Origin of the sequence: Desulfallas sp. Bu1-1 (assembly GCF_015594625.1) — a bacterium.
Lineage (GTDB): Bacteria > Bacillota > Desulfotomaculia > Desulfotomaculales > Desulfallaceae > JADNRQ01.
Map to the genome: position 1 here is coordinate 12,901 of NZ_JADNRQ010000007.1, position 14,623 is coordinate 27,523.

Consider the following 14,623-nt stretch of genomic DNA (forward strand, 5'->3'; position numbering starts at 1 on the left):
TCCGTATGTTATAATGGTGCTGTTTATGCTACAGAAAAGGCTGGGATGAAATTGGATTTGCTTCAAACGGTAGTGTTGGGAATTGTCCAGGGCTTAGGGGAATTTTTGCCTATATCCAGTTCCGCCCATCTGGTGCTGGTTCCCTGGCTGATGGGCTGGCCGTATGCCGGCTTAACTTTTGACGTGGCCCTGCACGTCGGAACGCTTTTTGCCGTGATCGCTTTCTTCTGGCGCGACTGGCTGCAGTTGATTGGAGATGGGCTGAAGTTCAAGCGGACCACCGAAGGCAAACTATTCTGGTTTCTGGTCGTTAGCACGATACCAGGCGCAGCCGCGGGGTATTTGCTGGAAAACCAGGCGGAAACAGTTTTTCGTCACCCGCTGTTGGTTGGGGTTATGCTCATTATCATGGGTGTAATCCTGTACCTGGCTGATACCCGGTCACTGTCCGTGATCCATTTAAAAGATGTAGGCCTGAAAGAAAGTTTGATTATCGGTGTATCGCAGGCCCTGGCCATTATTCCCGGTGTTTCACGCTCGGGAGTCACCATGACCGCCGGCAGGTTAATGGGGTTGACCAGGGAAACATCAGCCCGCTTTTCTTTTCTACTGTCCACACCTATTATCGCCGGTGCAGGGGTAAAGGAACTTACAAAACTGGCGCCGGGCGACATCGATTCCGTATTTATCACCGGGGTGCTTGTATCGGCGCTGGTGGGGTTTTTAGCCATCAAGTTTTTATTAAGATATTTATCCCGGCGAAATTACTCCATTTTTGCCTGGTACCGCTTATTGGCCGGCTTATTGGTGATTGGTATCTATTTTTATAGAAATTGGTAAATAGTTAAAACCGATGCTGGAATCGGTTTTTTTATTGTTTTTTAGAGGAATTATATGTTAAAAATGGAATATGCATACTAGGGGGAGGTGGCTTACTGATGTCCAGGGTTAATAAGTTGAAGGATCCTTTAAGATACGAAATAACGGGGATTGCACTGCTGGCCATTTCCGTGCTGACGTTGTTAAGCGTGATTAATCCTTCCATCGGTTTAGTCGGGGGGGTTATAAGCAGCCTTTTGATGAGATTGGCGGGAGAAGGCAGGTATCTGGTTCCGGTTTTTCTTACGGTTTTTGGCTTAAAAATGCTGCTGCGCAAGAGCAAGGTTAAAACCCCCGTGAATTTGTCCGGGGCGTTAATTATCGCCGTGGTTGTGTTAACCCTGTTGCATTTTACCGTGCCGGCGGAATATGCTCTCAAGTCCGGCCTGGCTGGTGACGGCGGCGGTTTGATCGGGGGATTGATTTATTTCCTGTTGCTGAAATCGTTCGGGGTGTCAGGCATGTATATCATCCTGACCGCGTTATTGTTAATCGGTTTGCTGCTGTTGACCAATCAATCCATTTCTGTGCTGTTGAAAAATGCGCTGGCTAAAACCTTTAACATGTTAAAAAAAACGATTCAGATGGTGGATGAATTTCTTTTTACCAGCGACGAAGATGAGCCGGTAAATCAACCCGTTATCATTGACGGCTACCCTACCGGAGACGATCTGCCGGGCGGATCAAGGGGTAAAAAAAGCGAGTTTGGCTTAGATGAAAAAAACCAGAGCGGCGAGCAGACCGATCCGCCGCGGGAAGAAAAAAAATCCAATGTCATATATTACCGGCCCTTTCTGAATGCCGGGGCAAGAAGAGACGAAGCAACCGGGGAAGGCGGGAGCGGATCTGCTGCGGGATTGAATGAGCATGAGAGCGGGGGCGGTGAATCCTGCAGCGTTGAGTACCAGCTGCCTCCCGTATCATTGCTGGCCAAGCCGGTGCGAAGTAAAATGCATAAAAACAACCGGGACATTGCGGATAACGTCAAAAAACTGGAAGAAACGCTCGGCAATTTCGGGATTAAAGCCAAAGTAACCCAAGTAACCAGGGGACCGGCGATTACCAGGTATGAGATTCAACCTCCGCCGGGGGTGAAAGTCAGCCGGATTGTCAGTCTGGCTGATGATATTGCCCTGAGTATGGCGTCGCCCGATGTGCGCATAGAGGCGCCCATCCCGGGCAAAGCGGTAGTGGGCATTGAAGTGCCGAACAAGGAGATTGCGACGGTATATTTGCGCGAACTTGTGGAAACCGCGGAATTTCAACAGATGCGCTCCCATCTTGCTATTGCTCTGGGTAAAGATATTGCGGGTAACCCGATTGTGGACGACCTGGCCCGGATGCCCCACTTGCTGATAGCCGGCGCCACCGGGGCCGGGAAAAGCGTATGTTTGAATACCATCCTGGGCAGTATTTTGTATAAAGCAACGCCCCGGCACGTGAAATTCCTGATTATTGACCCCAAGATGGTAGAATTGTCTGTTTATAACGATATTCCCCACCTGGTATCCCCCGTGGTTACCGACCCCAAAAAAGCGGCAACATCATTGCGCTGGGCAGTCAAAGAAATGGAGTATCGCTACGAACTATTCGCCCGGGCGGGTGTACGCGACCTGACCCGTTACAACAACCTGGTGCAGAGTACCGGTAAAACGCCGCTGCCACTATTGGTAATCGTCATTGATGAACTGGCTGATTTGATGATGATCGCGCCTGCTGAAGTAGAAGACTCCATCTGCCGGTTGGCCCAGATGGCCCGGGCCGCCGGAATCCATCTTGTGGTGGCGACCCAGCGGCCTTCAGTAGATATCATCACCGGGTTGATCAAGGCAAATATTCCGTCCCGGATCAGCTTTGCCGTTTCCTCGCAAATTGATTCCAGAACTATCCTGGATATGGGGGGAGCGGAAAAATTACTTGGCCGGGGAGATATGCTGTATTACCCGGTAGGGGCGACAAAACCGGTCAGGGTTCAAGGGGCATACCTGTCGGACAGGGAAGTGGAACTTTTGGTGCAACACTGGAAAAAGCAATCCGTTCCCAAATATGATGAGAGCATCGGCCAGGAAAAGACTGGAGAAAGTGGAGGATCCGATATTGAAGATGAAATGCTGTCCCAGGCGGTGAAGATTTTTGTGGAAACAGGTCACGCCTCCATTTCCCTGCTGCAACGGCGCCTGCACATCGGATACGCCCGGGCGGCGAGATTAATCGACATAATGGAGAAAAAGGGGTACGTTGGGGGATATGAGGGGAGCAAGCCCAGAGCGGTTTTAATTACACCCGAAGAATATAAGAACCAGTTTTGCGATCAACTGGAATGTCAGGCCGGAAATGATAAATAAAAAGAGGATTCATAACCCTTTACGTCGAAGGGAATTTTAACTTTAGCAGACCTTGCCCTCGCCGGAGGACGAAATGTACAAGGATATAGATATAGATGAGCTATTGAGCAGGATGGCCGGCATTCCCCTGATTGACCTTCGCTCGCCGGGGGAATATCGCGAAGTGACGATACCCGGCGCCTGCAATATACCTTTGTTGGACAATATTGAGCGGGCGCTGGTGGGGACGGTGCATAAAAACGAGGGGCCGGAAAGAGCCAGAAAAATGGCCATGGAAATACTGGCTCCCAAGTTGCCTTCATTTGTCTACGCTTTCAAGAAATTGGCCCCTAAAAAGGAAGTGATTATTTTTTGCTGGCGCGGCGGTGATCGCAGCCACTTTGCCGGCTGCATCCTCGACGCCATGGGCTATAAAGTATACAGGTTGCTGGGCGGTTTTAAGGCTTACAGGCGCTACGTTTTACAATACCTGGACAGGGAATTACTGCCGCTCCGGGCTGTGGTGGTCCACGGGTTGACGGGTGTGGGTAAAACCGATGTGTTGCTGGAACTGCAAAAAAGGGGTTATCCCGTTTTGGACCTGGAGGGCCTGGCCAGGCACAGGGGTTCCGTGTTCGGTAAGATCGGACAACCCCCGTCCCCTGGCCAAAAGATGTTTGAATCACTTATTGCAGCTGAATTACAGAAAGCGGAAAGTTACGGCATCTTCATCGTGGAGTGTGAAAGCAGAAGGCTTGGCAACTTGTACGTGCCCGGTTCGGTGATGAATACTATGCAAAGGGGGTACAGGATTCTACTTTACGCTTCCGTTAAGACGAGGATTAAACGCATCTTAAGGGATTATGCGCCTGGAGGGAATGATAACCTGGCCGCCTTGCAGGAGGCCGTGAGCCGTTTAGCCAAGTATCTTGGAAAAAGCAAAGTGGCCGAATTGAACGATTGGCTTTCCCGTGGAAATATTTCCGGCGTAATTGGGTTTTTGTTATTGCAGTATTACGACCCGCTGTACAAGTACCCGGACGGGCCAAGCGACAAATACGACTTGTCGGTAAATACCGACAATTTGGAGCGGGCCGTGCAAAAAATCGAAACTTTTATCGGGGGGTTGGCTGAATTTAAGGATCCGCGGAGGTGATAATCCGTGTCTATCGGTGAAGCGCTCAGGCAGGCCAGGGAACAGATGGGGGTTTCTCCGGAAGAAGTGGAAAACCGCACAAAAATTCGCCGGAAATATATCATCGCGATGGAAAATGATGATTTTGAGGTATTGCCTGGTGGGGTTTATGTCAGGGGTTTTTTACGCAATTACGCCAGGTTTTTAAATATAGACGGGGAAGCCCTGGTCAGGCAGTATGATGAGCTCTACCGGCAACATGACGAGACTGAACAGGTACCGGACAAGGGTCCGGCCGGAGCTGAAAGGAAAAATCTACCCAACCGGCGTTCGCTGGCTTTTATCGCCGTCGCGCTGCTGGTTTTGGGTTTGGTTTACTGGACGGGCGTGTTTAATATAAACCCGCAGGGGAAAATTTCCGGAAACATGGATAAACAAATGTCTTCCGGTGATAAACCGGGAGCCGGCCCGGGCGGGCAAAATAAAAAAAGCGGCGTATCCGGCCCGGCGGAGCAAAGTAATGAGAACAACAAGACTCAGGGCATGGACGTGGTATTAAAGGTTATAAATAAGGAATGCTGGATGCGTGTCGTAGTTGATGAAAAAGATGTTGTGTTTGAGGGAACGGTAGGTCCAGGAAATACCAAGGTATTTCGTGGAAACGAGAGTATCCAGGTAAGGCTGGGAGATGCAGGTGCGGTCAGGGTCATTGTTAACGGAGAGGATTACGGTTTTCTCGGCGCGCCCGGGAATGTTGTGGACAGGGTATTCAGGGTGGGAACAAATCAAGAAGAGTCAGCCGGGGGTTGACGCGACCCCCGGCTTTTTAGCGCGCAGCAGCGCCCGTGATAACCACCGGCCCTACCGGCCAACTATTTTTTGACACCGGCACTTTTGTTGCATTATACTTGTATGAAGACGTTGGAAAGGTGTTACTGATGTTAACCAAAATCGGATTTATTAGCCTTGGGTGCGACAAAAACAGGGTTGATTCGGAAGTTATGCTGGGTTACCTGCGGCAGGCGGGTTACCATTTAACCGGCGATTTACGCGAAGCGGAAATTATTGTGATTAATACCTGCGGTTTTATTAACGCGGCCAAGGAAGAGTCCATAGCCTCCATTCTGGAGGCGGCGCGTTATAAAGCAGATGGCAACTGTCGCCATCTGCTGGTGGCGGGCTGTCTGGCCCAGCGGTACGGCAATGAACTGTTGACAGAGATGCCGGAAATCGACGGGGTCATGGGTACCGGGTCCGTACCGGAGATTGTCTCCGTTCTGAAAAAAATGCAAACTGGTGACAGGGTTGCGGAAATCAACGGCCCCGGCTATGTCCATTCGTGGTGGGTGCCCCGTTTGTTGACCACGCCCGGCCATACGGCTTACTTGAAAATTGCCGAAGGTTGCGATAATTGCTGCTCTTATTGCGCTATCCCGGCCATCAGGGGCTCTTACCGAAGCAGGTCGATGGGGGATATCCTGGCGGAAGCGGACAACCTGTGTTCCCGGGGAGTAAAAGAGCTGATTATCGTGGCCCAGGATACGACCCGGTATGGATTGGATCTTTACGGAAGGCTTGCCCTGGCGGATTTGCTCCGGGAGCTTGTTGCGATGGAGAAGTGCCGCTGGATCAGGTTGATGTACTGTTATCCCGCTTCCGTGACCAATGAATTAATTCAGGTAATGGCGTCCTATCCCAAAATTTGCCGGTACATGGATTTGCCTCTGCAGCATATCAGCCCGCGCCTGTTGCGATTAATGAACAGGCGGGGAAGCAGGGAAAAAATAGTCAACTTAATTAAAAGAATGCGTCAAGCCGTACCCGGCCTGGCATTGAGGACCACGTTCATCGTTGGTTTTCCCGGTGAAACCGAAGCGGAATTTCAAGAGCTGCTCAATTTTATGGAGCAGGTTCAATTTGAACGGGCCGGTGTTTTCGGTTTCTCGCCGGAGGAGGGTACGGCGGCGGTGGCTTTGCCCGGCAGGGTGAGTGACGATGTGATCGCGGAAAGAGTGGAAAGGGCCATGCTCCTGCAGCAGCGGATTTCGCTGGCCCATAACAGGAATTTGGTTGGCCGGGAATTGACGGTGCTGGTGGAAGGCTGGGACGCGGAAGTAAAAATGTACTGGGGACGTACCGAAGCGGATGCGCCGGATGTAGATGGTAAAGTTTATTTTGCCGCGGAGGAAGAAGTTCGGGAAGGCGATTTTGTCCAAGTGCGCATTTTGGATGCAGCAGAATATGATTTGTCGGGAGTATATTTAAAATGAACCTGCCCAATCGGCTAACCTTGCTAAGGATATTAATGGTGCCGGTGTTTTTGGCGATTCTTTCCCTGCGCCTGCCGCTGGGCGATTATATCGCTGCAGGTGTTTTTGTGCTGGCTGCCTGTACGGACGGACTAGATGGTTATATGGCTCGTAAAAAAAAGCAAATTACCAGGCTGGGCAAGTTGCTGGACCCACTGGCCGATAAGTTGCTTATATCAGCCGCCCTGATCGCCCTGGTGGAATTGGACCGGTTATCCGGGTGGGTGGCCGTGGTGATTATCGGGCGTGAATTCGCCGTTACCGGTTTGAGATCCCTGGCCGTTACCGAAGGGGTGGTTATTGCGGCGAGCAAACTGGGCAAACTGAAAACAATTACACAAATTATCGCCATTGTGGCCATGTTTTTAAGGGATTTTCCTTTTAACCTCATTAACATACCGTTTGGTAATATTGCCATGGCCGTGGCGGTTATATTTACCATCTGGTCGGGGATGGATTATTTTCAACAGGCAGGATTTCTCTTGAAGTCCAAAAAGGATTAGAATAATCCCGGCACCCAGCTGCTATGCCGCGGCGGGTGTTTTTGTTTGATGGTGATAATTCCCTGCTCTAACAACGTTTTTGTTATGTTATAATGTTTCGTTGTACGATAGCGGCTTCGCTATGCCGGATGTGTTTTTGGGGAGTGTCCTTGGGAAAGGATGGTAGAATGAGGTGGCAGGGCATTAGAATTCATATCGTGGCAATCTCTTTATTGATCGGGCTGGCCGCGTTTCTGGGGGCGCAATGGCTGTATAACAGTTTAAATTTCCAAAAGCCCCTGCGAGAATTGCTAAGCCAGCATAAACTTGTGGCTGCTTATCAAATTGAAGATGCCGGCGATACTTATAAAATAACCATCACCTTGCGTGAAACCGGTAACCTGATGGAAACTTACAACCTGATTTACGGCGAAATTGAGCAAGTTATGGGCAACCGGCCATTTGAGATTCAACTGGTTGACCACCGGAATGACCGGCTAAACAGCATCTTCGAGCAGGGGCAGTTTGCCATCCATGAAGCCTTGGTAGTGGGCAACTTTACTAAAATGGCGGACGCGTTAAATGGTTATGCCCGCAAGGCCGGGGTGGAATCCAGGGTTTATATTGACGATTACAACATTTACTGGCAGATGCGGGATGGTTCGTATTATTTATACGACGTAGTGCCGAGGAAAGAATATGCCGGAACCACTCCGGTTGGTGTCGCGTTGGATAGGAGGTGAAGCGGTGCTCAAGGAAATCAGTTTGGGGATCGGCCTGGCCGCGGTAATTTTTCTGGCCGTTTCGGGTTATGACGTGATTCCCATCATATTTATGGGTTTGGCGGCCGGGGCGCTTTTTTTCATTACCCGCTCCCGGGGCATGATCGGTAAAACCTTCAGCGCCGCTCCGCCCGCCCGGGCGACAAAAGTGGAATTTAGTGATATTGGCGGACAGGCCACCGCCATCAATGAACTGAAAGAGGCACTGGATTTTATTAAAAACCATGATCAAATCATTAAAATGGGCATCAGGCCGATCAAGGGCATTTTGCTGACCGGCCCGCCCGGAACCGGGAAAACGTTAATGGCCAAAGCGGCGGCCGGCTACACGGAATCCGTTTTCATCGCCTGCAGCGGTTCGGAATTTATCGAGCTTTACGCCGGCGTAGGCGCGCAGCGGGTGCGGCAGCTGTTTCAAACGGCACGGGACAGCGCAATAAAACAAAAAAAGGACAGCGCCATCATTTTCATCGATGAGATTGATATTTTAGGCAGTAAAAGGGGACAAAACGCCAGTCACCACGAATATGACCAGACGCTGAACCAGTTGCTGGTGGAAATGGACGGGCTTAAGGTGAACGACAGGGTGCGGGTACTGGTAATGGCCGCCACCAACCGGGTGGATATGCTGGACCCTGCGCTGCTACGTCCGGGGCGTTTTGACCGCCAGGTCAAGGTGGACCTTGCCGATAAAGCCGGCCGGCTGGAGATCCTGAAACTCCATTGTCGCAACAAGCCGCTGGCCGCGGATGTTGACCTGGAGGAAATAGCCAAACAGACTTTCGGATTCAGCGGAGCGCATTTGGAGAGCCTGGCCAACGAAGGGGCCATTTTGGCCATGCGTGAAGGTTGTACGGAGATAAGCAACAGGCACCTGCTTGAAGCCATTGACAAAGTGATGATGGGTGAAAAGCTGGACCGGCGACCGGCAAGGAAAGAACTTGAACGGGTGGCCGTTCACGAGGTGGGGCACGCGTTGCTCAGTGAAAAAGTGCGGCCTGGTTCGGTTTCCATGCTCACGATTATGCCGCGTGGGCAGGCGTTGGGTTATATGCGGCAGGTGCCGGAAAATGACACGTATCTCCATACCAGGGGGTATCTGGAAAACCAGATTCAGGTTCTACTGGCCGGCTCAATCGCCGAGGAAGTGGTGCTGGGTGACCGGAGCACCGGCGCGGGCAATGACTTTGAGCAGGCCGTAAAAACGGCCGGGCAAATCATTCGCTCCGGCATGTCCGAACTGGGTGTTGTCGACCCGGATATTTTACCCGCGGACCTGCGTTACCGGGTAATTAGCGGCATTATTAAGACCCAGGAGCAAAAAGTAAAAGAATTTTTACTTAAAATGAAGGATGCCATCGGACAAATTGTGCATGTTTTGCTGGTGGAAGAAAAAATAACCGGCGAATATTTCAGGACGATCACAAAAAAGTTTTTACTCGTTCAACAAGGTCATACGGATCAATAAAGGTCGCACGAACAGTTGCGGCCTTTTTATTATTACTCTAGAAAAGTAGCTATGGTCATATTTATGTGCGTGGCAAAGGAAAAACCGAAAGGAGCTAAGGGAACTGAATTAAACGCGCCTTTCATGCTTAAAAAATTTATCACCGGGTTGCGTCTGGCATAAGCAGGGAATATTTCCGGCCGAACCGAATAATCACTATAAACGAGGTGAGCAAACATTGCAGGCAGAAATAATTTTTACCGGAAATAAGCTTTTACTGGGTGAAATTTTAAATACAAATGCGCAATACCTGGGGCGGGAATTGTTCGAACTGGGCATCGAGGTGCTGCTGCACACGACTGTGGGTGATAACCGGACAATGTTGCAATCGGTATTGCATAATTCATTTTCCCGCGTTGACCTGCTAATCATTACCGGCGGCCTGGGACCGGCCGCGGACGACTTGATCAAGGAAACCGTAGCGGATTTTTGGGGTTTGGATATGGTGCTTGACGAGCAAACCCTGCGGCGCATCGAAAAAATTTTGGCGGAACGCGGTGTCACCCTGACAGAAAACTTAAGAAAACAGGCTTTAATTCCCCGCGGGGCGCTGGTTTTGTCCAACCCCGCCGGTATAGCCCCCGGATTGCTGATTCGAAAAGAGGATAAAACCGTAATCCTACTGCCGGGATCGCCTGGGGAATTACGGGCGGTTTTCGAGGGCTCAGCTAAAAAACACCTCGAAGCCGTTGCAGGCGGGGGTATAATTATGCACAGCAAAGTATTTAAAGTGACCGGTATTTCTGAATCACAGGTACAGAAAAAGTTAAACGGTGGTAATTCATGGGACAATCCCAGCATATCCTATGTGGCCATCCCGGGTGAAGTGCACGTGCGGATCACTGCCAGGGCGGATTCCGAACGGAAGGCCCGGGAATTATTGAATCAACATTCTGTGTTGGTCGAGGACAAGCTGGAGGATTATATTTTCGGCAGGGACAACGAGGTGCTCGAAGAAGTAGTAGGCCGGCTACTGGTGGAACGTGGCATGACCGTATCTCTGGCCGAATCGTGCACCGGGGGGCAGGTGATGAAACGGCTGTCGGATATTGCGGGCAGTTCCAGGTACCTGCTGGGCGGGGTTGTGGCCTACAGTAACGAAGTCAAAATTAGTTTGCTGGGTGTGCCGCGGGAAACCATCAACCGGTACGGCGCGGTAAGTGAGCAGACCGCGAGGTCAATGGCCGAGGGCGTCCGGAAATTAACCGGCTCATCCCTGGGCATTGGTATTACCGGCATTGCCGGCCCGGATGGAGGTACGCCGGAAAAACCCGTGGGCCTGGTTTATATTGCTCTGGCGGACAAGGACAATGTGTTTTGCCGGGGGTACCGTTTCCCCGGGCAACGCCGGGGAGTGCGCTCAGGGGCTGCCAATGCCTCTTTGAATATGCTTCGCCGGTACGTACTTGGCATTTAAATGTAAAAATGGTTATTGACATAACCAGATAAAGCTTATACAATTGTATCGAACATATGTTTTACGAAAGGAGGATTTTGATAAATTGATTGAAAAGCAGAAAGCATTGGAGAATGCCCTTTTACATATTGAAAGGCAATTTGGAAAAGGCTCCATAATGAAGCTGGGCGAGTCATCAGCCAAAATAAACGTGGAAGTTATTCCCACGGGGGCCCTGTCCCTGGATATGGCGCTCGGCGTGGGCGGTTTACCCCGGGGTAGAGTAGTGGAAATATTCGGCCCCGAGTCCTCCGGAAAGACCACGGTGGCTCTGCATGTAATCGCCCAGGCGCAAAAGGCCGGCGGTACGGCGGCGTTTATTGACGCCGAACACGCGCTTGATGCCAACTATGCTGCGAGGATCGGCGTCGATATCGAAAATCTTTATGTATCGCAGCCCGATACGGGGGAACAAGCGTTGGAGATCGCGGAATACCTGGTGCGCAGCGGCGCTATTGATGTAATTGTTATTGACAGCGTCGCTGCGCTGGTACCCCGGGCGGAAATTGAGGGCGAAATGGGTGATTCCCATGTGGGGTTGCAGGCGCGCCTGATGTCCCAGGCACTCCGCAAACTAACCGGGGTGATCAGCAAGTCCCGTTGCACGGCCATATTTATTAACCAACTGCGCGAAAAGGTGGGGGTAATGTTCGGCAACCCGGAAACCACTCCCGGTGGAAGGGCGCTTAAATTTTATTCCTCCGTGCGCCTGGAAGTGCGTAAAATCGAAAGTCTGAAACAGGGCACCGACGTAATCGGCAACCGAACCCGGGTTAAAGTGGTCAAAAACAAAGTGGCGCCACCGTTTAAACAGGCCGATTTTGATATTATGTATGGCACCGGTATATCGCGGGAGGGCTGCATCTTGGACGTGGCCGTGGACTTGGGTATAATTAATAAAAGTGGGGCCTGGTACTCGTATCAAGAAGAGAGGCTGGGCCAGGGCAGGGAAAACGTAAAGGAACTGCTGAAGGAACGGCCCGAATTGGTGGATGAGCTGGAAGCGGCGGTGCGCCGGCAGGTGGGATTGCCGGTTTTGTCCGGTAAACAGGCCGAACTTTCCGCCGCACAGGTTGCCGAGTAGGCTATTGGCCGGTATGAGTGCGCAAGATTTAAGAAAAGCCAGGGAAAAATGCTACCGGTTGCTAGCCGCACGTTCCCGCACGGAACAGGAATTAAGGCACAGGCTTGCGGATGCGGGGTTTGCTGGCGATGTTACGGATGAAATTATCCTGGAGTTAAAACATAAGAACTTATTGAACGACGAAGCCTATGCCGGAAACTGGGTCAGGTGGAGGCTTACCGTTAAGCCCGTGGGCCGGGAATATTTACGGAAAGAATTAAAGTATAAGGGTATCGGCAGTGAAATCATTGACAGTGTATTAATTGATTATGATCATGAACGGGAACTGCAAAACGCACTGACACTGGCCCGGCAAAGACTGGAGCGGGAGCGGGGAATTACTTGGCGCCGGCTGGCCGCTTTCCTGCACCGGCGGGGGTTTTCGACGGAAATAGTGGCCGCCGTTTATCGCTTGCTGGTGGAGGTGGAACGGTAGGATGATTTGTCTTGACACGATATTCGAAAAAAAGTACAATTAAATTTGGGAGAAAGTAGAATTGGATTATCCGGCCTTCGGGTTTCATATATATTTTTTCCACAACTATATATGACTATATATGAATCAAGCTGATAATGGTAACGCCGGCCTGCTTTGTTTGGTTGACATAATATCAGCGTAACCGGAGTATGTTGCTTTTTAATTTTTCCGTCCGGGAAGTCCCCGACCGTGAGGGCGGGGATGAAGGGCGGCTAGGGCGGGGACCGCCCGAAGTCACGCCTGCCAGAGAGATCCACTCAATGAAGCAGGAAGCCCATGCCTTTCGCGAAGCGAAAGGAGGGGTAGTTCACCCGTTGCCGGAAAACTTTTAATGTATAGTCCGATTCTTTTTCTTACCGAGTAATGCTCGGTGTTTTTTTTGTTGACTGAGCAATAGTTATTAACCAATAAAATTATCAGGGTTAGGAGGTGACAAATTGCAGACCAACCTGGCAATCGTAATAATTGTCACGGCATTTATTGCCTTTGGGTCTGGATATCTGGTCAGGAAATTAATTGCCGAGTCCAAAATTGCTTCGGCCGAAGCACAGGCCAGGAAAATTATAGAGGATGCCCAAAAAGAAGCCGAGGGTAAAAAGCGGGAAGCAATTCTGGAAGCAAAAGAAGAAATATTAAAACAGCGCAACGAAATGGAGCGCGAGCACAAGGAACGCAGGTCAGAATTGCAAAGACTGGAGCGCAGGCTGGTTCAGAAGGAAGAAACCCTCGATCGTAAAGTCGAAAGCATCGAAAAAAAGGAAGAGGTTCTGAACCGTAAGGAAGCGGAAGTCGATGCGTTAAAGAACGAGCTAACGGCCATTTACAACCGCCAGGTCATGGAACTGGAAAGAATATCGGGGCTGACTTCCGAAGAAGCGCGACAGATATTGCTTGCCGATATTGAAAAGGAAATTCAGCATGAAGCGGCAATAATGATTAAAGAAATAGAAAACAAGGCCAAGGAAGAAGGGGAAAAACGGGCCAGAGAAATCATTACTTCCGCCATCCAGCGCTGTGCCGCCGATCATGTCGCGGAAACGACGGTGGCGGTTATACCGTTACCCAACGATGAAATGAAGGGCCGGATTATTGGCCGGGAGGGCCGAAACATCAGAGCTTTTGAAACGGCAACAGGGATTGACCTGATTATAGATGACACCCCCGAGGCTGTAATTCTATCCGGGTTTGACCCGATTCGCCGTGAAATAGCCCGCATCTCCCTGGAAAAGTTGATTGTGGACGGTAGGATTCACCCCGCCCGCATTGAGGAAATGGTGGAAAAAGCCCGCAAGGAAGTTGATCAGCAAATCAGGGAAGCCGGTGAACAGGCGGTATTTGAAACTGGAGTGCACGGCCTGCATCCCGAGTTGATAAACTTGCTTGGCCGGCTTAAATACCGTACCAGCTATGGTCAAAATGTATTGAAGCATTCCATTGAAGTGGCCCACCTGGCGGGACTGATGGCGGCCGAACTGGGAGTGGATGTGCAGTTGGCTAAAAGAGCGGGGCTGCTGCATGACATCGGCAAAGCCGTGGATCACGAGGTGGAAGGACCCCATGTTGCTATTGGTGTCGAGTTGGCCCAGAAATACAGGGAAAATAAAGAGGTCGTTCACGCTATTGCCGCTCACCATGGAGATGAGGAACCCAGGACCATAGTGGCCGGCCTGGTACAAGCGGCGGATGCCATTTCTGCGGCCCGGCCCGGGGCAAGACGGGAAACACTGGAAGCATATATTAAGCGGCTGCAAAAACTCGAGGAAATTGCCAGCGCGTTTGAAGGTGTGGAAAAGTCGTACGCCATTCAAGCGGGACGGGAAATCAGAATCATGGTCAAACCCGAAAAAGTGGATGATTTGGGTGCGATTAAATTGGTCAGGGAAATTGCTAAAAAAATTGAAAACGAACTTGATTACCCCGGGCAAATTAAGGTTATGATCATCCGGGAAACACGGGTTGTGGATTATGCCAAATAAGAAAGCCAGACGATCTCTTTATAGCTTAATAGCTTAGAGGTGGTTACCGGCGGACGGCATCGGGCCGGCCGCCGGTAGAAGCTATAGCTATATATGAGATCGTTTTTTACTACTGGGAATATTTTTAAATCACTTTGGCCTATCCGAAGGCAGGAATATGGCTGGTGATAAA

At 50.7% G+C, this 14,623-nt stretch carries 13 protein-coding genes; all 13 read left to right on the plus strand.

The window, feature by feature from the left end:
- Positions 1-51 precede the first annotated feature (51 nt).
- A complete protein-coding gene (locus tag IT084_RS08610; RefSeq protein WP_195712459.1) occupies positions 52-840 on the plus strand; it encodes an undecaprenyl-diphosphate phosphatase in 789 nt (262 codons plus the stop codon).
- Positions 841-938: 98 nt separating this feature from the next.
- Positions 939-3,224: a DNA translocase FtsK gene (locus IT084_RS08615; protein WP_195712460.1), complete on the plus strand. Its 2,286-nt coding sequence runs from the start codon at positions 939-941 to the stop codon at positions 3,222-3,224.
- Between the two features lie 73 nt (positions 3,225-3,297).
- On the plus strand, positions 3,298-4,359 hold the full coding sequence (gene mnmH, locus IT084_RS08620; protein WP_195712461.1) for a tRNA 2-selenouridine(34) synthase MnmH: 1,062 nt from the start codon (positions 3,298-3,300) through the stop codon (positions 4,357-4,359).
- Positions 4,360-4,365: 6 nt separating this feature from the next.
- Positions 4,366-5,148, plus strand: coding sequence for a helix-turn-helix domain-containing protein (locus IT084_RS18840; RefSeq protein WP_195712462.1), 783 nt, complete (start codon positions 4,366-4,368; stop codon positions 5,146-5,148).
- Between the two features lie 128 nt (positions 5,149-5,276).
- On the plus strand, positions 5,277-6,608 hold the full coding sequence (gene rimO, locus IT084_RS08630; RefSeq protein WP_195712463.1) for a 30S ribosomal protein S12 methylthiotransferase RimO: 1,332 nt from the start codon (positions 5,277-5,279) through the stop codon (positions 6,606-6,608).
- A complete protein-coding gene (gene pgsA, locus IT084_RS08635) occupies positions 6,605-7,150 on the plus strand; it encodes a CDP-diacylglycerol--glycerol-3-phosphate 3-phosphatidyltransferase (RefSeq protein ID WP_195712464.1) in 546 nt (181 codons plus the stop codon). Before rimO ends, pgsA begins: the two co-directional genes overlap by 4 nt.
- Positions 7,151-7,317: 167 nt before the next feature.
- Positions 7,318-7,872, plus strand: coding sequence for a hypothetical protein (locus tag IT084_RS08640; RefSeq protein ID WP_195712465.1), 555 nt, complete (start codon positions 7,318-7,320; stop codon positions 7,870-7,872).
- Positions 7,873-7,876: 4 nt separating this feature from the next.
- Positions 7,877-9,379 (plus strand): AAA family ATPase, encoded by a 1,503-nt coding sequence (locus IT084_RS08645; protein ID WP_195712466.1) that lies wholly within the window; start codon positions 7,877-7,879, stop codon positions 9,377-9,379.
- Between the two features lie 217 nt (positions 9,380-9,596).
- Positions 9,597-10,835 (plus strand): competence/damage-inducible protein A, encoded by a 1,239-nt coding sequence (locus tag IT084_RS08650; RefSeq protein ID WP_195712467.1) that lies wholly within the window; start codon positions 9,597-9,599, stop codon positions 10,833-10,835.
- Positions 10,836-10,920: 85 nt separating this feature from the next.
- Entirely contained in the window at positions 10,921-11,958 is a 1,038-nt protein-coding gene (recA, locus tag IT084_RS08655; protein WP_195712468.1) for a recombinase RecA, read from the plus strand.
- Between the two features lie 13 nt (positions 11,959-11,971).
- Complete coding sequence (locus IT084_RS08660; RefSeq protein ID WP_195712469.1) at positions 11,972-12,433, plus strand: regulatory protein RecX; 462 nt, start codon at positions 11,972-11,974, stop codon at positions 12,431-12,433.
- 191 nt (positions 12,434-12,624) lie between these two features.
- The gene (locus IT084_RS08665) at positions 12,625-12,807 is read left to right on the plus strand and encodes a hypothetical protein (protein WP_195712470.1); all 183 of its coding nucleotides are present in this window, start codon (positions 12,625-12,627) and stop codon (positions 12,805-12,807) included.
- Positions 12,808-12,924: 117 nt separating this feature from the next.
- Positions 12,925-14,451, plus strand: coding sequence for a ribonuclease Y (gene rny, locus IT084_RS08670; protein ID WP_395879635.1), 1,527 nt, complete (start codon positions 12,925-12,927; stop codon positions 14,449-14,451).
- The last annotated feature ends 172 nt before the right edge of the window (positions 14,452-14,623 follow it).